This is a genomic window from Glutamicibacter sp. MCAF14 (assembly GCF_052114325.1).
GTDB classification, from domain to species: Bacteria; Actinomycetota; Actinomycetes; order Actinomycetales; family Micrococcaceae; genus Glutamicibacter; species Glutamicibacter arilaitensis.
Genome location: NZ_JBFREO010000005.1, coordinates 270,167 through 295,651, shown reverse-complemented (window position 1 = coordinate 295,651; position 25,485 = coordinate 270,167). Strand labels below are relative to the sequence as shown.

The 25,485-nt window shown below is 60.2% G+C and carries 26 protein-coding genes and 4 tRNA genes; 18 read left to right on the top strand and 12 right to left on the bottom strand.

Annotated elements, in window-relative coordinates; translation table 11 throughout:
• The first annotated feature begins 139 nt into the window (after positions 1-139).
• On the top strand, positions 140-1,117 hold the full coding sequence (locus AB4Y71_RS13440) for a universal stress protein (protein ID WP_013347573.1): 978 nt from the start codon (positions 140-142) through the stop codon (positions 1,115-1,117).
• Between the two features lie 77 nt (positions 1,118-1,194).
• Here the strand turns inward: AB4Y71_RS13440 and AB4Y71_RS13435 are convergent, their stop codons facing one another.
• On the bottom strand, positions 1,195-2,910 hold the full coding sequence (locus tag AB4Y71_RS13435; protein WP_441721004.1) for an NlpC/P60 family protein: 1,716 nt from the start codon (positions 2,908-2,910) through the stop codon (positions 1,195-1,197).
• Between the two features lie 670 nt (positions 2,911-3,580).
• Positions 3,581-3,952, bottom strand: a complete 372-nt coding sequence (locus tag AB4Y71_RS13430) for a metallopeptidase family protein (protein ID WP_013347575.1) — start codon at positions 3,950-3,952, stop codon at positions 3,581-3,583.
• Between the two features lie 137 nt (positions 3,953-4,089).
• On the opposite strand from AB4Y71_RS13430, the gene AB4Y71_RS13425 reads away from it, so the two are divergent.
• The 4 genes from AB4Y71_RS13425 to AB4Y71_RS13410 all read left to right on the top strand — a co-directional run bounded on the left by AB4Y71_RS13425 (position 4,090) and on the right by AB4Y71_RS13410 (position 4,547).
• Positions 4,090-4,162, top strand: a tRNA-Glu gene (locus AB4Y71_RS13425).
• Between the two features lie 54 nt (positions 4,163-4,216).
• A tRNA-Asp gene (locus AB4Y71_RS13420) sits at positions 4,217-4,290 on the top strand.
• A gap of 49 nt (positions 4,291-4,339) precedes the next feature.
• Positions 4,340-4,412 (top strand) — tRNA-Phe (locus tag AB4Y71_RS13415).
• Between the two features lie 61 nt (positions 4,413-4,473).
• Positions 4,474-4,547: transfer RNA gene (locus tag AB4Y71_RS13410), tRNA-Asp, on the top strand.
• 53 nt (positions 4,548-4,600) lie between these two features.
• Here AB4Y71_RS13410 and AB4Y71_RS13405 read toward each other — a convergent pair.
• Positions 4,601-5,443: a hypothetical protein gene (locus tag AB4Y71_RS13405; protein WP_417364613.1), complete on the bottom strand. Its 843-nt coding sequence runs from the start codon at positions 5,441-5,443 to the stop codon at positions 4,601-4,603.
• Positions 5,444-5,457: 14 nt separating this feature from the next.
• Positions 5,458-6,258, bottom strand: a complete 801-nt coding sequence (locus AB4Y71_RS13400) for an exodeoxyribonuclease III (protein WP_441721001.1) — start codon at positions 6,256-6,258, stop codon at positions 5,458-5,460.
• Between the two features lie 105 nt (positions 6,259-6,363).
• Here AB4Y71_RS13400 and AB4Y71_RS13395 point away from each other — a divergent pair, with 105 nt between their 5' ends.
• Together AB4Y71_RS13395 and mmsB are read left to right on the top strand one after the other, a co-directional pair.
• Positions 6,364-7,416 carry a 3-hydroxyisobutyryl-CoA hydrolase gene (locus AB4Y71_RS13395; protein WP_441720999.1) on the top strand — a complete coding sequence of 351 codons (1,053 nt, stop codon included), beginning with the start codon at positions 6,364-6,366 and terminating at the stop codon, positions 7,414-7,416.
• Positions 7,413-8,309 (top strand): 3-hydroxyisobutyrate dehydrogenase, encoded by an 897-nt coding sequence (mmsB, locus tag AB4Y71_RS13390; RefSeq protein ID WP_013347579.1) that lies wholly within the window; start codon positions 7,413-7,415, stop codon positions 8,307-8,309. Before AB4Y71_RS13395 ends, mmsB begins: the two co-directional genes overlap by 4 nt.
• Here the strand turns inward: mmsB and AB4Y71_RS13385 are convergent.
• Positions 8,304-8,807, bottom strand: coding sequence for a MarR family winged helix-turn-helix transcriptional regulator (locus tag AB4Y71_RS13385; RefSeq protein ID WP_417364611.1), 504 nt, complete (start codon positions 8,805-8,807; stop codon positions 8,304-8,306). The two genes, mmsB and AB4Y71_RS13385, sit on opposite strands and share 6 nt — an antisense overlap.
• A gap of 258 nt (positions 8,808-9,065) precedes the next feature.
• Here AB4Y71_RS13385 and AB4Y71_RS13380 point away from each other — a divergent pair, with 258 nt between their 5' ends.
• The 3 genes from AB4Y71_RS13380 to AB4Y71_RS13370 are packed head-to-tail and all read left to right on the top strand — an operon-like array spanning position 9,066 to position 10,002.
• Entirely contained in the window at positions 9,066-9,269 is a 204-nt protein-coding gene (locus AB4Y71_RS13380) for a hypothetical protein (protein WP_441720996.1), read from the top strand.
• Positions 9,266-9,706 (top strand): hypothetical protein, encoded by a 441-nt coding sequence (locus AB4Y71_RS13375; RefSeq protein ID WP_441720994.1) that lies wholly within the window; start codon positions 9,266-9,268, stop codon positions 9,704-9,706. The genes AB4Y71_RS13380 and AB4Y71_RS13375 overlap by 4 nt, the downstream gene beginning before the upstream one ends.
• The gene (locus AB4Y71_RS13370; RefSeq protein WP_441720992.1) at positions 9,703-10,002 is read left to right on the top strand and encodes a winged helix-turn-helix domain-containing protein; all 300 of its coding nucleotides are present in this window, start codon (positions 9,703-9,705) and stop codon (positions 10,000-10,002) included. The genes AB4Y71_RS13375 and AB4Y71_RS13370 overlap by 4 nt, the downstream gene beginning before the upstream one ends.
• A 3-nt stretch (positions 10,003-10,005) precedes the next feature.
• Here AB4Y71_RS13370 and nadE read toward each other — a convergent pair whose 3' ends face one another.
• Entirely contained in the window at positions 10,006-10,830 is an 825-nt protein-coding gene (gene nadE / locus AB4Y71_RS13365) for an ammonia-dependent NAD(+) synthetase (RefSeq protein ID WP_441720990.1), read from the bottom strand.
• Positions 10,831-10,923: 93 nt separating this feature from the next.
• Positions 10,924-11,361: a MarR family winged helix-turn-helix transcriptional regulator gene (locus AB4Y71_RS13360; RefSeq protein WP_013347585.1), complete on the bottom strand. Its 438-nt coding sequence runs from the start codon at positions 11,359-11,361 to the stop codon at positions 10,924-10,926.
• Positions 11,362-11,400: 39 nt separating this feature from the next.
• On the opposite strand from AB4Y71_RS13360, the gene pyrE reads away from it, so the two are divergent.
• Positions 11,401-11,958: an orotate phosphoribosyltransferase gene (gene pyrE, locus AB4Y71_RS13355; protein WP_180993125.1), complete on the top strand. Its 558-nt coding sequence runs from the start codon at positions 11,401-11,403 to the stop codon at positions 11,956-11,958.
• A 69-nt stretch (positions 11,959-12,027) separates the two neighbouring features.
• Here the strand turns inward: pyrE and AB4Y71_RS13350 are convergent, their stop codons facing one another.
• A complete protein-coding gene (locus AB4Y71_RS13350) occupies positions 12,028-13,098 on the bottom strand; it encodes a LacI family DNA-binding transcriptional regulator (RefSeq protein WP_441720988.1) in 1,071 nt (356 codons plus the stop codon).
• A gap of 216 nt (positions 13,099-13,314) precedes the next feature.
• On the opposite strand from AB4Y71_RS13350, the gene AB4Y71_RS13345 reads away from it, so the two are divergent.
• From AB4Y71_RS13345 to AB4Y71_RS13330, 4 genes are read left to right on the top strand one after another with little or no spacing between them, the layout of a single operon-like run.
• On the top strand, positions 13,315-14,619 hold the full coding sequence (locus tag AB4Y71_RS13345) for an extracellular solute-binding protein (RefSeq protein WP_441720986.1): 1,305 nt from the start codon (positions 13,315-13,317) through the stop codon (positions 14,617-14,619).
• A gap of 8 nt (positions 14,620-14,627) precedes the next feature.
• Complete coding sequence (locus tag AB4Y71_RS13340; protein ID WP_417364606.1) at positions 14,628-15,668, top strand: carbohydrate ABC transporter permease; 1,041 nt, start codon at positions 14,628-14,630, stop codon at positions 15,666-15,668.
• Positions 15,665-16,552 carry a carbohydrate ABC transporter permease gene (locus tag AB4Y71_RS13335; RefSeq protein WP_102598725.1) on the top strand — a complete coding sequence of 296 codons (888 nt, stop codon included), beginning with the start codon at positions 15,665-15,667 and terminating at the stop codon, positions 16,550-16,552. The genes AB4Y71_RS13340 and AB4Y71_RS13335 overlap by 4 nt, the downstream gene beginning before the upstream one ends.
• A 47-nt stretch (positions 16,553-16,599) precedes the next feature.
• Positions 16,600-18,930 (top strand): glycoside hydrolase family 3 N-terminal domain-containing protein, encoded by a 2,331-nt coding sequence (locus AB4Y71_RS13330; protein WP_441720984.1) that lies wholly within the window; start codon positions 16,600-16,602, stop codon positions 18,928-18,930.
• A 3-nt stretch (positions 18,931-18,933) separates the two neighbouring features.
• Here the strand turns inward: AB4Y71_RS13330 and AB4Y71_RS13325 are convergent, their stop codons facing one another.
• The 4 genes from AB4Y71_RS13325 to AB4Y71_RS13310 all read right to left on the bottom strand — a co-directional run bounded on the left by AB4Y71_RS13325 (position 18,934) and on the right by AB4Y71_RS13310 (position 22,037).
• Entirely contained in the window at positions 18,934-19,659 is a 726-nt protein-coding gene (locus tag AB4Y71_RS13325; RefSeq protein ID WP_441687918.1) for an ABC transporter permease, read from the bottom strand.
• Positions 19,656-20,441, bottom strand: coding sequence for an ABC transporter ATP-binding protein (locus AB4Y71_RS13320; RefSeq protein ID WP_441720982.1), 786 nt, complete (start codon positions 20,439-20,441; stop codon positions 19,656-19,658). The genes AB4Y71_RS13325 and AB4Y71_RS13320 overlap by 4 nt, the downstream gene beginning before the upstream one ends.
• 35 nt (positions 20,442-20,476) lie before the next feature.
• Positions 20,477-21,115 (bottom strand): TetR/AcrR family transcriptional regulator, encoded by a 639-nt coding sequence (locus AB4Y71_RS13315; protein WP_013347593.1) that lies wholly within the window; start codon positions 21,113-21,115, stop codon positions 20,477-20,479.
• A gap of 79 nt (positions 21,116-21,194) precedes the next feature.
• Complete coding sequence (locus AB4Y71_RS13310; RefSeq protein WP_441720979.1) at positions 21,195-22,037, bottom strand: HAD-IIA family hydrolase; 843 nt, start codon at positions 22,035-22,037, stop codon at positions 21,195-21,197.
• Between the two features lie 177 nt (positions 22,038-22,214).
• Between AB4Y71_RS13310 and AB4Y71_RS13305 the strand changes: the two genes are divergently transcribed.
• The 3 genes from AB4Y71_RS13305 (at position 22,215) to fbaA (ending at position 25,485) form a co-directional block, all read left to right on the top strand.
• Positions 22,215-22,832: a TrmH family RNA methyltransferase gene (locus tag AB4Y71_RS13305; RefSeq protein WP_417364628.1), complete on the top strand. Its 618-nt coding sequence runs from the start codon at positions 22,215-22,217 to the stop codon at positions 22,830-22,832.
• 129 nt (positions 22,833-22,961) lie between these two features.
• Positions 22,962-24,266 (top strand): peptidoglycan DD-metalloendopeptidase family protein, encoded by a 1,305-nt coding sequence (locus AB4Y71_RS13300; RefSeq protein WP_441720978.1) that lies wholly within the window; start codon positions 22,962-22,964, stop codon positions 24,264-24,266.
• Between the two features lie 196 nt (positions 24,267-24,462).
• A complete protein-coding gene (fbaA, locus tag AB4Y71_RS13295) occupies positions 24,463-25,485 on the top strand; it encodes a class II fructose-bisphosphate aldolase (protein ID WP_417364599.1) in 1,023 nt (340 codons plus the stop codon).

Genomic DNA, 25,485 nt, shown 5'->3' with positions numbered 1-25,485 from the left:
ATATCGGAGCTCGCGACCAGTAGGCTGTACGCGAAATCTTTAGACCCAACTCACACCAAGAACTGCGGAAGCAAGTACATTGGTGGTAAGGGAAATCACATCCTGTCATATCTGAGGTAGTAGTTGAGGAGCGAGTCTGATGAGTGACGAAGCACCAGTCGCAGCAGAGAAGATTGAAGGAATTGTCGTCGGCGTGGACGGCTCCCAGCAGAGCAAATGCGCTTTGCGCTGGGCCGAACGCGAAGCGGTACGACGCGGGAGCGTATTGAATATCGTCTCCGCCTACACCATCCCGGTATTTGCCGCGTCCTCCATGGACGCGGGCTACTCGACCTTGGATGATGACCTGATCCGCGGGGGAGCCGAAGACATCGTGCGCCAGGCCCGCGCAGACCTGGAAGGCAGCACGGCAACCATCCGCACCTATATCGAATCCGGCGACCCATCGGGGGTGCTGCTGGATCTGAGCCAGGATGCAGAATTGGTAGTTGTCGGAACCCGCGGCCGCGGCGGCTTCGTCGGGCGCCTGCTTGGCTCGGTCTCCTCGGCACTGCCAGCGCACTCCAAGTGCCCGACCGTGGTGGTCCCATTGGCGATGGCCAAGGAGCAGGAAGATGCTGGTGCCGCCGTTGCGTCGGATCGCAACTGCATTGTGGTGGGCGTTGACGGTTCTGATCGTGCTCGTTCAGCCGTGCTGGCGGCCGCGGATGCGGCCATGGCCGGTAGCCTGACACTGCGCTTGATCTGCGCGGTGCCGCCGATGGGAGCAGCGCTGGCGTGGATGCCGGCAACTGTGGACCAAGAAGCCGTCCTTGAAGATGTGCGCTACCAAATGAGTGTGGGCACCAAGTGGCTGGCATCGCACTACCCTGACCTGAAGATGGAAACCGACGTGGTTTCCGGTCCTCCTGTCGAGGTGCTGATCCGCGAATCCGAGCATGCGGTGCTGACCGTGACCGGTTCGCGGGGCCGTGGTGGATTTACCGGGATGCTGCTGGGTTCGACTTCGCAGGGCGTCCTTCACCACTCAAAGGGGCCAGTGATGGTCGTACCAGACTCCGAGGACCCTCGTCTGGAGGACCGCAAGGATTTCGATACGCGGGCGCAGGAGCAGTAGCAGCGCCCTTGCAGGCTGCATGCAAGAAGGCCACACACCCATTGGGTGTGTGGCCTTCTTGCTGAAAGGTCCTGCGCTTAGTAGCGAGCGGCCTTCGGGTAGAGGTTATTGACGTAGCTCAGCGGGGTCACCGAGATGCCGACGCTCGGGTTGCGGGCATGGACTACCTGGCCGTTGCCGATGTAGATGGCTACGTGGTAGAACGAGGAACCGCCGTTGGAGGACGAGAACACCAGGTCGCCTACGCGCAAGTTGCTCAGCGATACGTACTGCGGTGCGCTGGCGAACTGCTGGGACGAGGTGCGCGGAAGGCTGATGCCGGACTTGCCGAACGCCCGCTGCGAGAAGCTCGAGCAGTCAAACGCATCGGGGCCATTGGCGCCGTAGACGTAGTACTTGCTCGGATCCGCTGCGGTGTTCAAGGCCCAGGAGATGGCTGCAGAGTAGTTGCTGGACTGCGGAGCAATCTCAGGCTTCGGCTCCGGCTTAGGCTCTGGCTTCGGAGTTGGCTTTGGCGTGGCCTTAGGGGTGACCTTTGGCTTCGGCTCTGGCTTAGGTTCAGCCGTCTTGGTTGGCTTTGGCTCAGCAGTCTTCGTTGGCTTAGGCTCAGCGGACTTCGTAGGCTTTGGTTCGGCCGTCTTGGTTGGCTTTGGCTCGGCCGTCTTGGTTGGCTTAGGTTCGGCCGTTTTGGTTGGCTTAGGTTCGGCCGTCTTGGTTGGCTTTGGCTCGGCCGTCTTGGTTGGCTTAGGTTCGGCCGTCTTGGTTGGCTTTGGCTCGGCTGACTTAGTCGGTTCCACGGACGGAGCCGGCTTAGGCTCTGCAGCTTCCGCTTCCTCTTCGACCTTTTCAGGCTTTGGCTTGACCGATTCCGTTTCAGGTTCGGTCTGCTCCAGCTCCTGCGGCTTTTCAACCGAGAGCGGCTGAACGGAATCTTCAGTTGGCTCCGGAACCTTGGTGGTTTCTTCCTCGGCGATAGCTTCCTTGAGAGCTTCTTCTTGCTCTTGGGCTTCGCGCTTTTCAACGGCCTTGCGAACCTCGGCTTCTTCCTTCTGCTTCAAAGTAGCAAGGTGGCCGATCAATTCGTCGCGCAGCTGCTGCTCAGGTTCAATCGCGGCTTCATAGGTGGACAGGGTGCTGTTCGCGGTCGCTGCTGCGGCATCGTAGTTTGCTGCAGCTTCCTCGGCGGCGCTCTGTGCGGCGTCAGCGTATTCCTGCCAAGCTGAAACGAGGCCTTCGGCTTCGGTAGCGGTGTTGACGGACTGAACCTTCTGCTCGCTCAATGCGTCGATGGTAGCGGCCTTGTAGAACAGGTCGCCTTCTTGATCGTCATCCAGAAGCAGGCTCAGGGTCGAAGTGCCAGCGCCGTTGCGGTAGATGTCGGAAGCGATCGCTCCCAAGTCTTGGCGGCTCTGCTCCAGGTAGGTCTTTGCGTATTCGAGCTGCTCAACGGCCTTCTCGGCTGCGGCGGTGCGCAGATCGCGCTCTTCGCCTGCGGTGAGCAGAGATTCCTGGGCTTGAGCAGCCTCGGTCTCAACGCGCTGCAGTTCAGCGCGGCTGGAAGCAAGCGAGGCTTCGATGCGCGCAATCATCGCGTTAGTCGAAGCCTTGTCCTTCTTAGCTTCCTGAACTTCTGCCTCCGAAGGCAATGCGGAAGAACTTGGTGCGGCGGCGATAGCCACAGACGCAGGGAATGAAGCTGAAGTAGATGCGGAAGCGGGCAAAGCGCCTGCAAGGCAGGACACCGCTAGGGCTAGGGTGCTTGCAGCAACACCGAGCGTGTGGCGAGTAGCCATATCGTTCCTCACTAAGTACTTGGATGACAGGAGCGCTTGAGCCGTGACATTCGCGCGTGCGTAGGTCACGATTCGGATAAGACTCCAAATAGCACATTAGGCCAATTAAGACACGCTTGGCAACACTGTTCACATCAGTCACATGAATCCCATCTATGTAATTCAATCCGGAATTTTCATGGTGATCTGCGCAGATAGTGGTAATTGTGCTCTCGGGTGCCTGATAAATGAGGCTGGAAAATAGCCCAGACTTATTTCTTCTGCTGTTACCGGATCGGTGACGAGCATGACGGTTCGGTAACGCGCAGCAGAGGGTGGAGGAAGGCCTTCAAAACGGTGCCCTTAAAAGGTATAGGTTTTCAGCAAGCTGTCGGAGTCGTTTGGGCACTCGATTTGCCTGCTCTGTGGGCCCGCACTTTCGCTCCCGGCGGGGAGTAGGGATCGAAGAACTCGCACGTCGGGTGAATGTGCTTTTGGCAACCGCTCGCTCAGCGGGCCAAGGAGTCGGACTGCGGAGTGCGGCAACGCGAAAGCTTCCAGCAAGGAAGGGTGAAGTGCGTGGCCGGGTGATCCTGTTTCGCCGGTCCGAGAAACGTTCCGCCGAGAATCCCCGAAGAAACCCACTATTTTTGTGAGGCAGATCTCAAGACTAATTTTTCTGATTTCGCGGCTATGACCACCCTAAATCATGCAATTTGGCGTCGTCGATGCCGAAGTGATGAGCCACCTCGTGCATCACGGTAATGCCAATTTCTCGCACCACATCTTCTCGAGTTTCGCAGGCCCGGAGGGTCGGATTTTTGAAGATGGTAATCCTGTCCGGCAAGGCGCCGGCGCCCCAGTCCAGGTCTCGTTCGGTAAGCGCAATACCCTCGTATAGGCCTAAGATTTCGGGGTTTTTGGGCTCACCGGGAAGCGGTGTGTACTCGTCCTCGATGAAGAAAATAACGTTGTCCATCATCGCGAATGCGGCCTTGGGGATGGCCTCGATAGCCTGCTCCACCAGAGCCTGGAATTCGTCGTCGCCCATCTCGAAAAGCATGCTTCCAGACTAGGCGCGCGCACCCGATTTGGCATGGGTGAAACTCGTCCAGGTGTCGATTTTGCAAAAGCAAAAAACACTGCGTATAGTTATTGGAGTCCGCTACGGAGAGCAAGAAAACGAAGCGAACAACTTAGGCCCCCATCGTCTAGCGGCCTAGGACACTGCCCTTTCACGGCAGCGGCACGGGTTCGAATCCCGTTGGGGGTACAAACAACCATTTATGGTTGTCAGATGGAGAAATCCATTGGCTTGCGAAAGCAAGGCCCTGTAGCGCAGTTGGTTAGCGCGCCGCCCTGTCACGGCGGAGGTCGCGGGTTCAAGTCCCGTCAGGGTCGCTCAATTTACTATTCTAATAGTAAATTTGGTGTCCACTTAGTGGTGCCAGGCTCTGTAGCTCAGTTGGTAGAGCGTTCGACTGAAAATCGAAAGGTCACCGGATCGACGCCGGTCGGAGCCACGCAGGCCCTCGGTTTATCCCGAGGGTTTTACTGTGTGACTTGAATTTATTCAAAACACTAGGCCCTGTAGCGCAGTTGGTTAGCGCGCCGCCCTGTCACGGCGGAGGTCGCGGGTTCAAGTCCCGTCAGGGTCGCTCAATAAACAGAAGCTCCGGTTATCCGGAGCTTTTGCTGTTTCTAGAGCAAGTTAGTTTGCGCGGCCAAGCTGCCGCGGCCCAATCCACCGATTGCTCAGCCTGCGATACGCAGCCGCAGCGCTGGTCATGTCTTCGTCTTCCAACGCCTGAATGCCGTGCATCAGATCGCTCGCGGAATCGTCGGGCCATACGATTTCTGCCAGCAGGCCATAATCCAGTTCAATGAGCGAACGGCTGTCGAAGGCCTCCAGCCAGCTTCCGAGGTTGCCAAGCTCTTCAAAGAGCTGTGATTGGGGCGCGTGGGTTGCCAGGGCCTGAACAGCCCAAGCCAAGCGGTCGATGGCCTGCTCGTAGCTGGCGTAGATCCGAACGGTTTTGAGATGCTCGCCGTTGTGCACCACGTCGTGCTCATCATCCTCGCGGAAGAGGGCAAACCAGCCCAGCGGGATGCCCCAGGATGACGTTCTCGTGTGCAGGTGTGTCAGGTCATTGGCCAGGCGGTCGGTATCGACACGTTGCGAATTGGCCTGCCGTGCGACCGGGGGAACCAAGAGGTCGAATACTTCAGCTCGCATGGCTTCTTCGGCCTGCTCAGCGGCCAGTAAGCTCCGTGCCTGCAGCTGACCCGGGCAGTAGCGAGTGTGCTCGGTGCCTTGGTAGTCCAAGATCTTTGCACTGCGGAAGAACTCTGGCTCGTTGTGCGGGTACGGGTCCGAGACATTGCGCAACGTGCGGCTCCAGAGCCGCTCGTTTTCAAAGGCATCCCACTGCTCGGCGGTGCGTTGCGGGGTGCGCAGAATGATGGACTGGGCCCAATCCTCGAAAGTGTCCAGCGGCTCGTAGACGCGAAGGTGCGCTGTGGCGGCGGTCAGCTCTGCGGCGGGCCCAGTCATCTTTGGCGTCATGGCTAGTCGGCCAGCTCCACGATAACTGGCGCGTGGTCGCTGGCGCCCTTTCCCTTGCGTTCTTCGCGGTCGATGCTCGCCCAGATGACGCGTGCCGTTAAGGCAGGTGAGGTCAGCGAGAAATCGATGCGCATCCCTTCACCCTTGGGGAAACGCAGCTGCGTGTAATCCCAATAGGTGTATTCGCCTTCGGTGTGCGGACGCACGACATCGGTGAATCCCAAATCCTCGAAGGCAGCGAAAGCAGCGCGTTCAGGCGTGGATACGTGGGTCAGGTTGTTCTCGACGAAGAAGTCGATATCCCAGACGTCCTCGTTCTTTGGCGCGATATTCCAATCGCCCATCAGAGCAATCTGGGCCTGCGGGTTTTCTTCCAGCCAGCCCGCGGATTCCTTTTTTAGCACATCCAGCCAATTCAGCTTGTAGCCCATATGCTCATCGTCCAAGGCACGTCCATTGGGTACGTACAGGCTCCAGATACGCACTCCGCCGCAGGTTGCGGCAATGGCGCGCGGCTCTTGGATCGGGTTCTTTCCACCCTTGCCGAATTCCGGCTGTCCAGGGAAAGTGCGTTCAACGTTCTCAAGACCGACACGAGAGGCAATGGCAACGCCATTCCACTGGTTGACGCCGAAATGCGCTACCTCGTAGTCGTTATTCTCAAACAATTCCCAAGGGAAATTATCGTCCTTGCACTTCGTTTCCTGAATAGCCAGGACGTCTACATCGGTACGTCGCAGCCAATCCTCAACACGGTCGGCGCGGGCTCGAAGCGAGTTCACATTCCAGGTTGCAATCTTCACTAGTTCAACCTATCAAGTTTGCTGTCTTGTGCCACTTCAATTTAGTTGGAAGTCCGAGTATATTCGACACTAGTAGGTGACCTCAATCACTCAAAGGAGAGCTAGTTGCCTGAGATTTTAACCGAACGCCGGGGGCTTCTAGGGCTCATTACGCTGAATCGTCCAAAGGCACTGAATGCGCTGAATGCAGACATGTGCCGCACCATTCTCGATGCCCTGCTGGAATGGAAAGATGATCCGAATGTTGCCCAGGTGGCGGTTATGGGCGCAGGTGAACGAGGACTGTGCGCAGGCGGAGACATCGTTGCGATCCACCGCGATATCTTGGATCGAAGCGGTGCTTCGGCTGACTTTTGGCGCATCGAATATCAGCTCAACGTCATGATTGACGAATACCCCAAGCCCTACATTGCGCTGATGGATGGAATTGTCCTTGGCGGAGGCATTGGCATCTCGGCCCACGGCAGCCATCGAATCGTGACCGAAACCAGCCGCTGCGGCATGCCAGAGGTTGGCATTGGATTCTTCCCCGATGTCGGCGGAACGCATCTGCTGGCTCGCGCACCACATGCTGCCGGCCGCTTGGCGGCGTTGACCGGGATCAAGTTCGGGGCGGCCGACACCATTTCCTTGGGGCTTGCCGACTCCTACGTGCCGCGCGATCGGCTTGAAAGCTTGCTCGCGGACCTTGAAACCCGTCCCGTGGTGGACGTGCTGGCGAACTATGCAGAAATCCCGGAGCCTGGCTTCTTGCAGGAGGAATGGGTGCAGGCCTTCGAAGAGCCAAGCACCCCGGCGGTCTTGCTGGCCCTGGAGCAGTACGGCACTGCGCCAGCGCGCGACGCGCAGCAGGCGTTGAAGGCCGCATGTCCGAGCTCGGTGCGCCTGGTTGAGGAGCTCATGCGCCTTGCTGGAGCGGATTTGCGGACAGACCTGCAACGCGAATACCGGGCGGCCGTGCACCGGCTTGATGATCCGGACCTGGCCGAAGGTATTCGGGCGGCAGTTATCGACAAGGACCGCAACCCGCAGTGGACCGAGGCGATTCCCTCAATGAGCCATGAGCAACGCACGCAACGGCACCTGGCACCACTGCCGGGAGCAGAACTGAACTTCGCACAACTCGGTAAAGATCTAGAGGAAAAGAGTCGCTCATGAGCGCAAAACCAGTCATCGGATTCCTCGGCATGGGTCATATGGGCCTGCCAATGGCCATTAACCTGCACAAGGCCGGCTACGTTCTCAAAGGATTTGACGTGGTCCCAGCTGCGGTGCAAGCCGCCCAAGACGCTGGAATCCAGACCGTAGCTACCGGAGCCGAGGCGGCTGTCGACGTGGATATCGTGCTCACCATGTTCCCTTCGGGCAAGCATGTGCTCGATGCTTATCGCGAGTATCTGCTTGAAAGCGCCAAGCCCAACACGCTCTTCTTGGAATGCTCGACCATCGATGTATCCCAGGCGCGCGAAGCTGCTGCGCTGGCAGTTGAAGCTGGGCATCGAAGCGCTGACGCACCGGTGTCGGGAGGCGTGGTTGGAGCTGAGGCCGGGACCTTGACCTTCATGCTCGGTGCCCAAGGCGAGGACCTGGAGGAAATTACCTCGGTACTGGATCATATGGGCAAGCGAATTGTGCACTGCGGCGGCTACGGCGCAGGCCAGGCCGCCAAAGTTTGCAACAACATGCTGCTGGGCATCTCGATGATCGGGGCCGCTGAAGCCTTCGTGCTGGGCGAACGTCTGGGGCTGGAGCATCAGGCTCTCTATGACGTCATTTCCTCGGCTTCGGGGCAGTGCTGGGCGGTAACCACCAATTGCCCGGTACCCGGACCCGTGCCTGCATCGCCGGCCAACCGTGATTACCAGCCGGGGTTTGCCGCGGCGCTGATGGCCAAGGACCTGGGTCTCGCCTCGAGCGCGCTGGAGCATACGGATACCGACGCCCAGCTGGGTTCACTGGCTGCGGCGCTGTACCGGAAGTTCAGCGAAGAAGGCAATTCCGGAACCGATTTCTCGGGGATCATCAACGCGATTCGTGATGGGTCGCTATAGGAAATCTCCGGAGGCTTTGCGCAAGCGGGCCAGGATTTCGAAAAGTTCGGTGGCATCAGTGCCAGAGAGATTGCTTTGGGCGAAGAGCTTTTCGTTGAGATCATCGCGTGCCGCAGGCAGCACTTGCTGGCCTGCGGCCGTGAGCTCCAAAAGCCGGGTGCGCCCGTCCGTTGGGTGCGCGATGCGCCGTACCAGCCCGGTTGCCTCCAGCCGGTCTACCGAGTTGGTCAGACTGGTTGCATGAACCTGCAAGAGTTGGCTGGCCCGGCTCATCGGGAGGGAGCCGCGCTTGGAGAAGCCGAGCAGAGCGAGCACTTCAAACCGGGCAAAAGTCAGTCCGTGCGGCTTGAGGATGGCATCGGCTCGCTGCAAGTAAATTGATGCTGTGCGCATCACCGCGGTAATTGCGGCCATGGAGTCGGCCTCGGCTGTCCAACCATGAGAAATCCACTGTTCTCTCGCTTGCGCGATCGGATCGCGAGGCAGCGGTGAAGTCATTGTGTACCCCCAAAAGAAGACTTAGACCAACAATATACTTGGACTTCCTAATGTTTGGAAGAACGTTCCTCGCGGGCGAGCTGGGTGTTGGCAAAAAGGTATTTGCAATGGACAGCCAATGACAGGGGTGATGCATTGCGCTTTGAGGGATTGAATTCTCAGGGTCGCCGGAATTGGAAACAAAAAAGTACTTTCCAAACTAGAAAGTACTTGTTATGCTGATGGCATCCGGAAGATTCAAGTCGAAGGAGCAGGACAATGAAAATGTCATTCAAGGCGTGGTACGTCGCGATCGTCATTGCAGCGGGTTTGGTTTTCGTGGCGATTGCATTGACTGCCTACGCCACCGGCCAGAACTTCCTGATCTTCGTCGGCATGGGAATTTTCATGGCGATCTGCATGGCCATGACTTCCATTCAGGCCCAGCGTCAGCAAAAGCCCCTTAAGGCGTCCGGCAAATGAGTGATGACAAGCAAATGAGTCCAGAGGAGCAGCTGGCCGCACTAGGCATAGCGCAGCGCTCGATGCAGCATGCATCGGAATTCGGGGCCAGGCTGCTGGGCACCTATGCCATTATCTTGGGATTGCTGTTCGGCGCTTTGGCCGCCCTGCTGCAGGTCTATTCTCCTGAGGCGAACTTCGTCGGATTCATGGTCATCACCGCATTGTTTGTCATAGGTGTTGTAGCAATGTCCTTGGCCTATGCCCGGCTATACCGTTCATTGCCGAGAGGGTACTCCAAGAAGTACCTCCGCGGATTTATCTTGAGCTTGGTGCTTTATGCAGTCGCAGTGGCTCTGATTGCAGCCGGTCCGATGGGCTGGGGCATGACGGTTCTCATCGGTCTCGTTGTCGCCGCGCCTTTGTGCCTGACCGGAATTGCGATGGTGCGCAAATGAGTGCGCATGCTCGCAAACGGTTGAATGACGATTTCTCAAACCCCGTCCGGCTGTCCCTGATGGGTTCCTTGCACGCGGTGGATGAGGCGGATTTCAAATCGTTGAAAGAAGCCATTGGAATTTCTGACTCCGTGCTATCCCGCCACCTGAGTGCACTGGAAGCTGCCGGTTATGTCCACATCAAAAAAGGGTATGTAGGCAAAAGGCCTCGTACCTGGGCGAAGCTGACTTCATCCGGGCACCAGGCCTTTGCACAACATGTTCAAGCACTGAAGGAAATTACCGGTCTGGTCTAACCGCTAGGGGCGCCACCACTTGTCCCAATACGTTGCCGGAATGGTGCGCTTGTGGCGTGAGCCGGTAAAGCGGCGTTCAATGGCCTCAGCCGCAGCAGGATCAATTTCGCGACCCTCCAGGTAATCATCGATCTGTGGATAGGTCAGGCCCAGCTCGTCTTCATCTGCACGCAGCGGCTGGCCATCAAGCAGGTCCGCGGTGGGTTCCTTGGCCCACAATTGCTGCGGGGCCTGCAGTTCGCGAAGCAGTGCCTGGTTCTGGCGCTTATTCAGGCCTGCCAGCGGCAGGAGATCGGCGCCGCCATCACCAAACTTGGTGAAGAATCCGGTCACTGATTCGGCCGCATGGTCGGTACCCAAAACCAGCATTCCGCGGTCACCGGCCAAGGCATACTGCATGATCATGCGGGCACGGGCTTTGACATTGCCGCGATTGAAATCGCTTAGTGCCTTGTGGTCGGCATCAGCCAAGGCTTCGTCGAAAGCGGCGACAGGCTTTTCGATATTAATTTCGAACTGCTCGTCGGCAGCCACGAAATCCATCGCGGCCTGGGCGTCGGCGGCGTCGCGCTGTTTGCCATGGGGCAGGCGGGCAGCCACAAAGCGGGCATTCCCGCCAGCTTCGCGCACTTCTTCAACCGCCAGCTGCGCCAAGCGGCCGGCCAGCGTCGAATCTATGCCGCCGGAGATGCCCAGCACGAAACCCTTGGCCCCGGTAGCGGCGAGGTAGTCCTTGAGGAAATCGATGCGACGGCGGATTTCTTCGGCGGCGTCGATTTCCGGGCGCACGCCCAGCTCTTCAATGATCTTTGCTTGCAGTTCACGCATGCTTCTAATCCTAGGCATGCGTCATCGCACGAGGGTAGCGCTACGCAGGGGACTCAGCGAAAGTTAATCTGTTCTCAATAATTCCCCGAGCGGCTATTGCTGATCCTGCTCCGGCTCCCAACCCAGGTTCCGGGCGATCTTCTCCAAGGTTTCGACAACCGCGTCATATTCGGAACCATCCAGATCCTGCCCGAACTGCGTGCGGATCTTCTCCACAAGTTCACTGAGCTTGAGCAGTGAGGTGTGGCCTCGATCGGTGATCGAGTACTCGCCATTCTCGGCTGCAATCCAACCGGATTCCACCAGCTCGGCCAAGTGCTCTTTCAATGACTGCGGCTCATCAGGAGATGCGAAGAATGGGGAAAGGCCAGCGCCTAGCTGTGCCTCGGTGGCCGGCTGCTGCTCAAGCAAGTTGAGCACCTGCCACTGCCGGCGTGTCACACCGTGTTCTTCGAGAGTCGCTGCAAACTGCTCGTCAATCAGCGAATCCACCAATTTCAACCAGTAACCCAAGGGGCGTTTTGCGTTCATGAAATCAGCCTAGCCATGATCCCGACTAGAATCGAGGGTATGAGCGAAACCAGCGCCCGTGAGCGACTAAAAGAACTGATCCAAGAACTAGCCATTGTGCGCGGCAAGGTCACCTTGTCCTCGGGCAAGGAAGCAGATTACTACATCGATCTGCGCCGAGTGACCCTGCACCAGGAAGCCTCGGGCCTGGTCGGCGAGGTCATGCTCGACTTGCTTGATGAAGCCAAGCTGGAATTCAGCAACGTTGGCGGTCTGACCATGGGCGCGGACCCAGTGGGTACCGCCATCATGCACACCGCACGCGCCAAGCAGCGCGCTGTTGACGCCTTTGTGGTCCGCAAGGCGCAGAAGTCCTACGGCATGGGCCGCCAGGTCGAAGGCCCGAGCGTTGAAGGCAAGGATGTCATCGTGCTGGAAGATACTTCCACCACCGGTGGCTCGGCGCTGACCGCAGTCGAGGGCGTGCGCAAGGCCGGAGGCAACGTGATTGCCGTTGCCGTGATCGTGGACCGCGACACCGGCGCGAAGGAACGCATCGAATCTGAAGCTGGCGTGCCTTACCTGTTTGCCTATGGCAAGGATGAGCTGGGCCTGTAGCCCTTCAGTCCTGGATTTTCACGCAGAAATGCTGCCCTCCACGCATGGAGGGCAGCATTTTTATTGCATTCAGCCGCGGTCAGGTGCCGCAGTGGTCTTGCGCGGAACCAGCACCGCCGGGAATTCGCCCGGAGACTCGACCTCTTCCCCGGCGAGCAGGCCCAGCAGCATTTTCACCGCGTGGGCGCCCATTTCGTGCAACGGCTGGCGTACGGTGCTCAGCGGGGGAGTGGACTGCGCGGCGGCCGGGATGTCATCAAAGCCGATGATGGACAGGTCCTCGGGGATGCGCAGCCCGTGCTCGCCGGCCACCTGCAGGGCGGCCAGGGCCGAAAGGTCATTGGCGGCGAAAATGGCCGTCGGCGGATGCGGCAAATCCAACAGGTCATGGGCCGCTAGCACTGCAGCTTCATGCTGGTAGTCGCCGTGGTGGACCAGCTGTTCTTCAATCTCCACTCCGGCATCTTCCAGTGCTTGGCGGTAGCCCTGTTCGCGCAGGTGCGCAGATTGCAGATCCTCGCGTCCGCGAATATGTGCGATGCGGCGATGGCCCAGTTCCAGCAGGTGCGAGGTGGCGGTGTAGGCGCCGCCGTAGTTGTCGACATCGATGGAAATCGGCATATCCACGCCGGTATGCGGATCAATTGAGATGACCGGGACCGAACTATGCGGGATTTCCACGGTAGGGGTGACGATGATGGCACCGTCGATGAGCGTTCCACCCAATCGGGACAGCGAGCGGCGTTCCCAGCCGGCGTGGCCTTCGGGGCTCAGGTTGCCTGCGTAGGCCATCAGGTCATATTGGGTCCCGCGCAGGGTGGCGGAAATGCCGTTGAGCAATTCCAGGGAGAAGGGCTCGAATTCGGCAACGAGGATGCCAATGATGTTGGTTCGGGTGCTGCGCAGCGAGGATGCCACCAGCGAGGTCTCGTAGCCTAGTTCATTGATGACCTGATGGACTTTGGCGATCGTCGCCGGAGCTACCCCGTACCGTCCATTGACCACCTTGGATACGGTGGACACCGAAACCTTCGCAACGCGTGCCACATCGTTGATGGTTGCGCGCCCGGTCGACGTTTCGACGGGCTGCCGGCTCTGCAAGGTCTGGGCCATCTCGGGGTTTGAGGTCTCAGGGGTCATCACTCGACTAACAGTAGCGCAAACTCTCGCGTAATTCCGGGACATTCAGCGCTCATGACGTTTTATTCAGAGGGTATCGATAACGTTTTCGCAAAGGATTTCGAAAACGTTATCGAAAACGATTGACATGACACGCATCACAGTGCAATTCTTGGTGAAGCCATTCGCCTGCCGCACCTTGTGGACAGGTCATCATCACAGCTGAGGAGCACGAGCATGTTATCCAAGACCCGAGGTGCGCAGATCCTGGCGCTGGCCGCCACCACCGCCTTGCTAGCCACCGGCTGCGTCGCTGGCGCAGGCGGAGGTGAAGGTGAGAAGCCGGCCGATGGAAAGACCACCATCACCTGGTGGCACAACTCCAACAACGGAGATGGCAAGGCCTATTACGAGAAGGTCGCCGCCGACTTCGAAGCCGCCCATGAAGGGGTGGATGTTGAAGTCAACGCCATGCAGCACGAAGACATGCTCACCAAGCTCGATGCAGCTTTCCAGAGCGGCGATGCCCCGGATGTCTACATGGAACGCGGCGGCGGAGAGCTGGCAGCTCACGTGGCCGCCGGACTGACCAAGGACCTGACCAAAGCGGCATCCGAGGAGATCGCCTTCCTCGGCGAGAACGCCGGCGGCTGGCAGCTGGAGGGCAAGACCTACGCCTTGCCATTCTCGCTGGGCGGGGCGGGGTTCTGGTACAACAAGGCACTGTTCAAGGAAGCCGGCATCGACAAGGCTCCACAGACCTTCAGTGAGCTCATTGACGCTACCGAAAAGCTGAAGAAGGCCGGCATTGATCCGATTTCCGTTGGTGCAGGCGACAAGTGGCCAGCAGCGCACTACTGGTACTACGCCGCGGTGCGCGAATGCTCGCAGCAGACCATGGCTGACTCCATCGCCAACCTGGACTTCAGCGACCAGTGCTTCACCAAGGCAGGCGAAGACGTGGACCAGCTGATCAAGGCCGAGCCATTCAACCCCGGATTCCTCTCCACCCCGGCACAGTCCGGACCGACCTCCGCCTCCGGCCTGCTGGCCACCGGCAAGGTCGCCATGGAACTGGCCGGCCACTGGGAGCCAGGCGTCATGCAGGGCCTGACTGAAGATGGCAAGGGCATGGGCGATGACACCGGCTGGTTCCCATTCCCGGAAATTGAAGGCGGCCAGGGCGACCCTGCTGCCCAGCTCGGCGGCGGCGACGCGTGGGCCGTATCGGAGGGCGCACCTGATGCAGCAGTGGACTTCGTGAAGTACATGCTCTCCGACGAGGTCCAGCGCGGCTTCGCCGAATTGGACATGGGCCTTCCAACCAACCCTGCGGCCAAGGGCGCCATCTCGGATCCTGCCCTGGCTTCGCTGATGGACGTGCGCGATAAGGCCCCATACTTCCAGCTGTACTTCGACACCGCCTTCGGCGCTTCCATCGGCGGCGCGATGAATGACGAGATTGCCCTGCTCTTCGCCGGCCAGTCCGACGCCCAGAAGATCGTCGACGCCAGCCAAGATGCCGCTGACCTGGAGAAGTGATCCCCACCGTGGCCCAAGAAGTAACCTACGCAGCTGACGCATCAGCACGCGGCACAAGCGAGCTGCCGGAGCGTGAACGCGCCAAGGCGGATGCGCGGCAACCGCAAAAGGGCGCGAAGCGCCCACGCAAGCCGGCAGATAAGCGCAAGAACCTGGAGATCTTCTTCTTCGTGTCTCCAGCGCTGCTGCTGATCGCGGTCTTCATGCTCGTACCCATCATCCAGGCCGTGCGCTTCTCGGTGTACAACTGGAAGGGCTTCGGCCCGCTGGTGGACTTCGTGGGCCTCAAGAACTACGTGCGGGTGCTGGGCAATGAGGTGTTCACCGATGCGCTGGTCCACAACCTGATCATCATCGGCGGCTCCATTGCCCTGCAGCTGCCCATAGGGTTGGGCATCGCGCTGCTGCTGAACCGGAAGATGAAGATCCAGTCCCTGCTGCGCACCATCATTTTCGTGCCCTATGTGCTCTCCGAAGTGATTGCCGGCGTTGTCTGGTTCCAGTTGCTGCAGCCGCAGTACGGTGTCATCGACACCATCATGAACAAGCTCGGGATCGACGGGCCGGCCCAAGGCTGGCTGGGCACTCCGGAGCTGGCCTTGTGGACGGTGCTGGCGGTATTGACCTGGAAGTACTTGGGCCTGGCAGTGATCCTGTTCCTCGCCGGGCTGCAGGGCGTGCCCTCCGAGCTCTACGAAGCAGCCGAAATCGACGGGGCCTCCTGGTGGCAGATCCAGCGCAAGATCACCATCCCGCTGCTGGGTCCCACGCTGCGCACCTGGGGGTTCTTGTCCATGATCGGCTCGCTGCAGCTGTTCGACATGGTCTGGATCCTCACCGGCGGCGGCCCGGCCAACGCCACGACCACGATGGCCACCTTCCTGGTTTCGGAAGGGACCAAGCGCCAGAACTTCGGCATTGCCGCGGCCGCCTCGGTCATCTTGTTCGTCGTCGCCCTGGTCCTGGCCATTTCCTACCAGCAGTTCATCCTCAAGCGGGATACGCAGCCAGATGACGAGCGCCCGAAGCAGAAGAAGGTCAAAGCATGAGCGCCAGCTTAGCCACCCGCCCGCAGCACACCCCCGCCCAGGCAAAACGCGCCAAGAAGCGCAATGGCAGTCAGGGCGGAAATGTCCTGGTCTACGCCATCGCCCTAGCAGTCGTGGCGATCACCCTGGGGCCAGTCCTCTACGGAGTGCTGGGGGGATTCCGCACCAATGCGCAGCTGGCCGAGAACCCCGCAGGGCTTCCCGCACCGTGGGTGCTGGATAACTACGCAGGGGTACTTAAGAACCCGGACTTCTGGCAGTACGCGCTGAACTCCACGATGATCGCGGTGATCACCACCGTGGTGGTTGTGGTCTTCGGAATCATGGCCGCCTATCCACTGGCCCGCTACCAGTTCCGCCTGCGTGAACCGATCTTCATGGTCTTCGTGCTCGGCCTGCTGTTCCCGGCGACCGTGGCGATCGTTCCGCTGTTCATCCTGATCTCCCGCGACCTGAACATGGGCAACACCTGGTGGGGCGTCGCCCTGCCCCAGGCCGCCTTCGCGCTGCCGATGACCGTCGTGATCCTGCGCCCCTTCCTGATGGCGCTGCCCCAGGAACTGGAAGAAGCCGCCCAGCTCGATGGCGCAAGCCGCATCGGCTTCTTCTGGAAGATCCTGCTGCCGCTGTCCGGACCGGGAATGGTCACCGTCGGCGTGCTGGCCTTCGTCGGCTCGTGGAACGCCTACCTGCTGCCGCTGCTTTTGCTGCAGGGGGACATGCGCACCTTGCCGCTGGGCGTGGCCGACTACTCCAGCGAGCACTCGGCCGATACCGCCGGCGTCTTCGCGTTCACCGCACTGGCGATGATCCCGGCGCTGATCTTCTTCCTCGCCATGCAAAAGCGCATCGTCAACGGACTGCAGGGCGCAGTCAAGGGCTGATCCGGCCCGCCTGAAGCACTAGACAACTTTGAAGACAAGGAACAGCCATGAAAACCGTCGAGCAAACCTGGCACGACACCTCCCTTCCTGCCGAACAGCGCATCGCCGCGCTCATGAAGGAAATGACCCTGGAAGAAAAAGCCGGGCAGCTGGGCTCATTCTGGATCCGCCCGGAGAACGAGAACCAGGACGGTGAAGGCAATGTCGCGCCGATGGCCGATACCTTCGCTAGCGGCCCCAGCTTCGAAACCGCCATCAAGGACGGCCTGGGGCATATCACCCGCGCCTTCGGCACCGTCCCGCTGACTCCGGCCGAGGGCCGTGAACGCCTCGTGGAGCTCCAAGAACAGGTCATTGCCGCAAACCGGCTGGGCATCCCGGCCATTGCCCACGAGGAATGCCTCACCGGCTTCACCACCCTGGGCGCTACTTGCTACCCGGCATCCATCGCCTGGGGCGCCACCTTCAATCCGGATCTCATCGGCTCCATGGCCCAGCGCATCGGAGCCGACATGCTCAAGATGGGCGTGCACCAAGGCCTGTCCCCGGTCCTGGACGTCACCCGGGACTACCGCTGGGGCCGGGTGGAAGAAACCATGGGCGAGGACCCGCACCTAGTGGGCGAACTGGCCGTGGCCTACGTGCGCGGATTGCAGGATTCCGGGGTGCACGCCACCTTGAAGCACTTCGCCGGCTATGCCGCCTCCCAAGCAGGACGCAACCACGCGCCAGTCTCCATGGGTCCGCGGGCGCTGGAAGATACCGTCTTCCCGCCATTTGAACGCGCCGTGCGCGAAGCCGGCGTGAAATCCGTGATGAATTCCTATGCCGACGTGGACGGCGAAGCGCCAGCTGGCAGCCACCGCCTGCTCACCGAGGTGCTGCGCGGCCGCTGGGGCTTTAACGGCACCGTCGTAGCGGACTACTGGTCGGTCAGCTTCCTGCACAGCATGCATGAAGTAGCTGAAGACGAGGACGCGGCAGGGCTGCTGTCCTTGGAAGCGGGCATGGATGTAGAGCTTCCCGAGACCACCGCCTTCGCCAACCTCGCCCAGGCCGTACGCTCCGGAGCCCTCGACCAAGAAGTCCTGGACACCGCGGTGCGCCGCGTGCTGGCCCAGAAGCTGCAGATGGGCCTGCTGGATCCTGACTGGAACCCACGCAAGGCCTGGCTGGGCGAAGACGTGGAACTGGACTCGGCCGATAACCGGGCCCATGCCCGCAAGATGGCCGAGGAATCGATCATCCTGCTGCGCAACGAGCAGATCCTTCCCCTGCGCAATCCTGCACGCCTGGCAGTTATCGGCCCCAGCGCCTCGCAGCCGCGCACCCATCTGGGATGCTATTCCTTCACCAACCACGTCTACTCGCGCTTCGCCGAGCAGCAGGACTATGGCGTGCCGATGGTTTCGATCCTCGAGGCGCTGAAGCAGGAACCTGCGCTCGCCGGTTCGCAGATCGAGTACGCCCGCGGCGTGGACTTCACCGACCTGGATGATTCGGGCATCGCTGAGGCCGTCGAAGCGGCCCGCAACGCCGAGGTCGCGGTAGTGACCGTCGGAGACCTGGCCGGCCTCTTCGGCCGGGGCACTTCAGGGGAAGGCTGCGATGTCGTTGACCTGAGCCTGCCCGGACGCCAGGGCGAGCTGGTGGAAGCCGTGCTGGCTACCGGAACCCCGACCGTGCTGGTGATGGTGACCGGACGCCCGTACTCGCTGGGCAAGTTCGCCGATCGAACCGCCGCCATCATCCAGTGCTTCATGCCTGGCGTAGAGGGTGGGCCGGCGCTGGCCGGCGTGCTGACCGGAGACGTCAACCCCTCGGGCAAGCTGCCTGTGCAGATCCCGAACCATGTCGGCGGGCAGCCGGGCACCTACCTGGCCTCCAAGCTGGCATGGCATACCGAGGGCGTGACCAACCTGGATCCCCGCCCGCTGTACCCCTTCGGCTACGGAAGTTCCTACACCGGCTTCGAAATTTCCGAGCTGGAACTCTCGGAGAAGGAAATCGCCACCGACGGCACGATCCAGATCAGCGCCTCCGTAGCCAATACCGGAGCGCGCGGCGGGGCTGAAGTGGTGCAGTTGTACTTGGCTGATGCGGTGTCGCAGGTGGTGCGTCCACGCCGCTGGTTGGTCGGTTTCGCCAAGGTGCAGCTGGAGGCGGGGGAGTCCAAGCGGGTCGCCTTCACGGTCCACGCGGACCGCACCTCGTTTACCGGCCTGTCCGGAAAGCGGATTGTGGAACCGGGCAAGTTCACCGCGCTGGTGGGCTCCAGCAGCGAGGACCTCGCGGCGCGCGAGGACTTCTGGATCACCGGCAAGGTGCGTGAAGTTGCAGAGGGCCGGGTGATGGACACCCCGGTGTCCATCTCCTAGCCGCTAGGCGGTTCGCCGGCGCAATGTCAGCGAGCCGATCAGCAGCGCGGCGGCAATCCATGCGGCGATAAGCAGCATGTTGATTGCCGTCGCCGAATCCGTGGTTCCGGCTGCGGCATCGGAGAGAGCATCGATGGCGTGGGACAGCGGAAGCCAGTCCCCAATGGCTTGCAGCGCCCCGGGCAGCTGTTCTCGGGGCAGGATGATGCCGGCCAGCAGGAACTGGGGGATGACCAGCGCCGGCATGAACTGCACCACCTGGAATTCGGTGTGCGCGAAGGCGCTTGCCATCAGGCCCAGGCTGATGCCCAGCAACGCATCGAGGGCGGCCACTGCGAAGAGCAGCCAGAGCTGGCCTTCGATATGCAAGCCGCAAACCCAGATCGCGAAGCTGACCGCGATGACCGTCTGCACGATGGCAACCAGAGTGAATGCCAGCGCGTAGCCGAAGATGAATTCCCCCTTGGCCAGCGGCATGCTCAGCAGCCGTTCCAGGGTTCCGCTGCGCCGTTCGCGCAGCGTGGCGATGCTGGTTACCAGGAACATGACCACGAATGGGAACAGCGCGATCATTGCCGGGCCGATGCGGCTGAAGGCATCGGTCTCGGTGAAAATCCATGCGATCAAACCGATCAGCAGGCTGGGCACCAGGAGCATCAGCGCGATGGTCCGCGGGTCGTGCATCACCTGGGCCAGGACCCGCCCGGCGGTGGCCAGTGTCCTGTTCATCGCTCTTCGCCTCCTGGCGTTGCCCGATGCCTCGGCGCGGGCGCAGGCTGCGTTGGCACCTGCTTGGTTCCGCCAGCGGCGATGAGGGAAACGAACGCATCTTCGGGATTTTCCGCACCGGTTGATTCCATCAGCGCTGCCGGGGTCATCTGGCCCAGCAGCTTTCCCTCGCGCAGCAGCAGGATCTCATCGCAGCGCATGGTCTCGTCCATGACATGGCTGGAGACGACCAGGCACAAGCCGGTGGCCGCCAGCTGCGAGAACATTTTCCACAAATCCGCACGCAGCACCGGATCCAAACCCACGGTGGGTTCATCCAGGATCACGATTTCCGGGGATCCGAGCAGCGCGATGGCCAACGACACCCGGTTGCGCTGGCCGCCGGACAGGTCCCGGCCCAGGTGGCCAGCTTGGCCGGCCAGATCCGTGGTGTGCAGAACGCGGTCCACTTCAGCTGATGGCTGCCTGAGGATCTTGGCGAAATACGCGATATTCTGCCGGATGCTCAAATCCTCGTAGATGCTCGCTGACTGGGTCATGTAGCCGACGCGGTTGCGCAAGGACTTGTGCCCCGCTGGTTTTCCGAGAACCGTGACGGCTCCGCCGCTGGTTATCTGGTTGCCCACGATGCTGCGCAGCAAGGTGCTCTTGCCGCTGCCGCTGGGGCCGAGCAAGCCGATGATCCGTCCGGGCGAGAGCTGGAAGTCCACTTGGTCCAGGACCAATGACTTTCCACGTCTGACGTCGAGGCGCTGCACATCGACACAAGTCGATTTATTCATCACATAATGAATTAGAGGCTCATGCCGGCGGCATGTCAATGGTTCAGCGCAGGCAATTCTCCGGTCAGGTAGCGCTGGATGGTGGGAGCCACCAGTTCGATAACCTGCTGGTCCTCCATGGAAACCAAAGGCTCCAAGTCAATGATGTAGCGTGAGACAATGAGGCCGATAATCTGGCTGGCCACCAAGGCCACCCGCTGCTCGGCCTGTTCTTGAGGCAGGCGCGAGCCCAAGCGCGAGAAGATCTGTTCATGCAGGAAAGGGCGGAGCATGTTCGTTGCCCTGCTGCTGGAGATCAACCCCCGGACCATCGCCGTCGCCGCGGTACGGAAGGCCGGCTTGCGCCAGGTATCGAGCAAGGCGCGCGTCAGCGCCTCACCCATCTGATCCAGCGGCGCCGATGCCGCCTCGGCGATGATTCGTCCGGGGTTGATGGGGATGTGCATGCTCTGGACAAACAGGTCGCTCTTGTCCTTGAAATAATGGTGCACCAGCGCAGGATCGACACCGGCCCGGCGCGCAACCGAGCGTAGGCTGGCCGCTTCATACCCGACGTGGGCGAACTCCTTGGACGCGGCCTTGAGGATCATCGTTTTTGCGGCACCAGCGGTGCTGCCCTTGGGGCGTCCGCGTTTCCGTGCGCTAGGGACCTCGGCGGGTGCTTTCTCGTTCACAATTTCAGCATACGTCTGGAATCATGCTTCAACGCCGAAGGCCGGGCACAAAGCCCGGCCTTCGCTGCTGCGTTGGGTGCTACTTCTTGGCTGCAGGAGTTTCGGCCGCAGCCGCGCCCTTGGCAAGTTCCGCATGCAGGTTCGCCACCGAGGGGAACTGCAGGTCTGGACGGAACGGGAAGGCATCCATGTCTTCGCGGGCGGTGATGCCGGTGTAGACCAGCGCGGTCAGCAACCCGGCTTCCATGCCAGCGACGATGTCGGTATCCATGCGGTCCCCGATCATCGCGGTGGTTTCGGAGTGCGCATCGATGCGGTTCAGGGCAGAACGGAACATCATCGGGTTTGGCTTGCCCACCACGTACGGATCGCGGTTGGTGGCACGCGTGATCAGGGCCGCGATGGCACCGGTAGCAGGCATGATGCCCTCGGTGGATGGGCCGGTCGCGTCGGGGTTGGTCGCGATGAACTTCGCGCCGCCCTCGATCAGGCGAATGGCCTTGGTGATGGCTTCAAAAGAGTAGGTGCGGGTTTCGCCCAGCACCACGTAGTCCGGGTTCTGGTCGGTCATGATGAACCCTGCATCGTGCAGTGCAGTGGTCAGGCCGGCTTCACCGATGACGAAGGTGCGGCCGCCTGGACGCTGGCGAGCCAGGAATTCTGCGGTGGCCATGGCCGAGGTCCAGATGTTTTCTTCTGGAACGTCAAGGCCCGAGGCCAGCAGGCGTGCACGCAAGTCGCGCGGGGTGTAGATGGAGTTATTGGTCAGAACCAGGAAACGCAGCTTGTTCTCGCGCCAGTAGTTCAGCAACTCGGCAGCGCCCTTGATGGCCTGGTTCTCGTGAACCAGGACACCATCCATGTCAGTGAGCCAGCATTTGATGTCGTGGACTGTACGCGTACCGCGGATTGATGTAGTCACGAGACGTGGATCCTCCCTAGTGATTGTGTGGTGGGACCTGTCGACGCTGAAAGTTTCCCGTTCTATTAAGAGATTACACAGGCTCACCCGAATGCGCCGTGAACAAGGGCATGAATATAACGAACTAGGCTTAATACCGTGAACGAACAAACCGATGAACCAGTTAATGATCCGAGCATGCAGCACGTCATTGGAGTAGGCCCCTGGGAGGGGGAACTGCCAACCGATGAAAAATACGATCCGCAGCTGCTTGCCGAGGGAGATCGGCGCAACGTCGCGGACAAGTACCGCTACTGGACGATGGACGCCATCATTGCTGATCTTGATGAGCGCCGCCACGACTTCCATATCGCCATTGAGAACTGGCAGCACGACATGAACATCGGCACCGTGGTGCGCAGCGCCAATGCCTTCCTGGCCAAGGAAGTCCATATCATTGGACGCCGCCGGTGGAACCGACGCGGTGCAATGGTTACGGATCGTTACCAACACGTGCGTCATCATGCGACGGTGGAGGAATTTGTTGCTTGGGCGCAAGAAGCTGGGTTGACGATCTTGGGGATCGATATCTTCCCGGACTCCGTTCCCTTGGAAACTTATGACCTGCCAAAGAACTGCGTTCTGGTCTTTGGCCAGGAGGGCCCGGGGCTCAGCCCGGAAGTCCATGCCGCCGCCAAGGACACCCTGTCAATCGAGCAATTCGGTTCGACGCGTTCAATCAACGCGGCTTCAGCGGCCGGCATCGCCATGCACGCGTGGGTACGCAGGCACGTGTTCGGGCAAAAAGTAGGTTAACAAGAAATTTAATACTGACGAGTTTAGTCGAGCATCTGGATTAGTTATAAGTTTCAGCCTACGCTTGGATTTGGTTATGAAAATGTGATCCGGATCTGGGAGAGGGCTGTCGTGAAACGACGTCATCAAGTGAATCGTGACTTGCTGCTGCCGGGGCTGCCTCGACGCAGAAAGCCATTGGTTATCTGGTCGACTTCGGTAATCGCAGCATTGGGACTTACAGCGACCCTTTCGATTCCAATCATGGCGCAAGTGGGCGACTCCCGGCAGGGCGATATTCCTGTGGGCATCGACGCTGTAGCTGATCCGTCGATGTTCAACGGACCGGTATATGTCAGTGCTGACGCACCGCTGAATGCATTCGGCGGTTCCGGCAAAGAACTGGCCATTGATGGCCGTCCCGTCGGCATGATTGACGGTGCTGATGAGGAGTCCGAGTCAACCAGCGAGGACGATGAATCCACCGCTTTGCTCGCGGGCATGGTCGGAGAGCTGGGCAAGCTGCCTGGCGATCTCCAGCTGATGCACCCGGTCAAGACCCGCAGGATTTCCAGCCCTTATGGCTGGCGCTCCAACCCGACTGGCCCGGGCAACCAGATTCACATCGGCCAGGACTACCCAATTTCCTGCGGCTCGCCGGTCTACGCTTCTGAAGCTGGAACGGTGACCGTGTCTGCATGGGCAGGCCACTCTGGCATGCGCGTGACTATTGATCACGGAAGCAATGTCCAAACCGGCTACAGCCATAATTCGAAGCTGATTGCCAAAGTAGGCCAGCGGGTTGAACAGGGTGAATTGATCGCCTTGGCCGGCACCACCGGCAACTCGACGGGTTGCCACGTGCACTTCGAGGTCATCATTGACGGCCGTTGGCACGATCCGCGCAACTACCTGCCAACCATTGCGGGGCAGCGTCAGGCAATGATTGATTCCCAGCGGTTGACGGTTAACGCTGGTACCGCTCCGAAGGGCAACGGTTCGCGAGCTCCAGAACGCACGTCAAGCGGTCCGGATCCAGACGTCATTGTCCCTAAGGATGACACCCCAGTCATTCCTAAGCCGAAGCCGACCCCGTCTGATTCGCAGCGTCCGTCGCCAACCGAGAGCGAGACCCCACGCGGTTCGCAGTCGCCTGATGGTTCTAAGAGCCCGGATGGTTCGCAGTCGCCTGATGGCTCTAAGAGTCCTGATGCTTCGAAGAGCCCAGATGAGAACGAATCCACGACCCCTGAATCCCCGGAGGGATCCCAGGAAGACGATACGGTTACTCCAAAAGTGCCAGAGTCAACGCCTGAGCCCGCGCCCGTCCCGACCCCGGATTCTTCTAAGTCGTCGTCCGGATCCGAAACCTCGAAAGATTCCAGTAGTTCCGCGCCAGCTCCGAGCACAACTACGAAACTGGTAGCGCCGTCGGGAAGCGCAACCACCGAATAAATAACTTAACAAGCCAACGGCCAGCCGTGATGGGGTAGAACTTCATCAGGGATGGTCGTTTGCTTTACCGTACGCAGGGTAATTTACCGTGTCACGATACGAGATTTAGAACTTAGTTAGTGACATAGCCGATAGGATGGATGGCGAACCGCCGTCAATGGAGACGCGTAACCTCGCTAATCACCAGGAGTGAAGCATGCCTATCGCAACCCCCGATAAGTACAATGCAATGATCGATGCTGCCAAGGCAGGCGGCTACGCCTTCCCAGCAGTGAACGTGACCAGCTCGCAGACTCTGAACGCCGCAATTCGCGGTTTCGCAGAGGCTGAATCCGACGGCATCATCCAGGTCTCCACCGGCGGCGCGGCATATTGGTCCGGTGCCTCCGTAAAGGATATGGTTATCGGCTCGCTGGGCTTCGCAGCTTTCGCGCGCCAGGTCGCCAAGAACTACGGCGTGAACATCGCGTTGCACACCGACCACTGCCCAGCAGACAAGCTGGACGGTTTCGTGCTGCCCCTGCTTGCCGCTTCTGAAGCAGAAGTTGCAGCCGGCCGCGACCCATTCTTCAACTCCCACATGTGGGACGGCTCGGCTGAGACCCTTGAAGAGAACTTGCGTATCGCTGCAGAACTGCTGCCGCGTACCGCCGCTGCCAAGCAGATCCTCGAAGTTGAAATCGGCGCAGTGGGCGGCGAAGAGGACGGCGTAGAGAACGCAATCAACGACAAGCTGTACTCCACCGTTGAGGATGCTCTGGCAACCATCGACGCTCTGGGTGCCGGCGAAAAGGGCCGCTACATCACCGCATTGACCTTCGGCAATGTCCACGGCGTCTACAAGCCAGGCAACGTGAAGCTGCGTCCGGAGATCCTCAAGGACATCCAGGCCCAGGTTGGCGCCAAGATCGGCAAGGAAAACCCATTCGACCTCGTATTCCACGGTGGTTCGGGCTCGTCCGAGCAGGAAATCGCTGACGCGGTTGCCTACGGTGTCATCAAGATGAACATCGACACCGACACCCAGTACGCATTCACCCGTCCGGTCGCCGGGCACATGCTGGCCAACTACGACGGAGTACTGAAGATTGACGGCGAAGTCGGCAACAAGAAGACCTATGACCCACGCGTGTGGGGTGCCAAGGCAGAAGAGTCCATGGCTGCACGCATCGTCGAAGCTGCTCAGCAGCTCGGCTCGGCCGGAAAGTCGCTGAAGTAA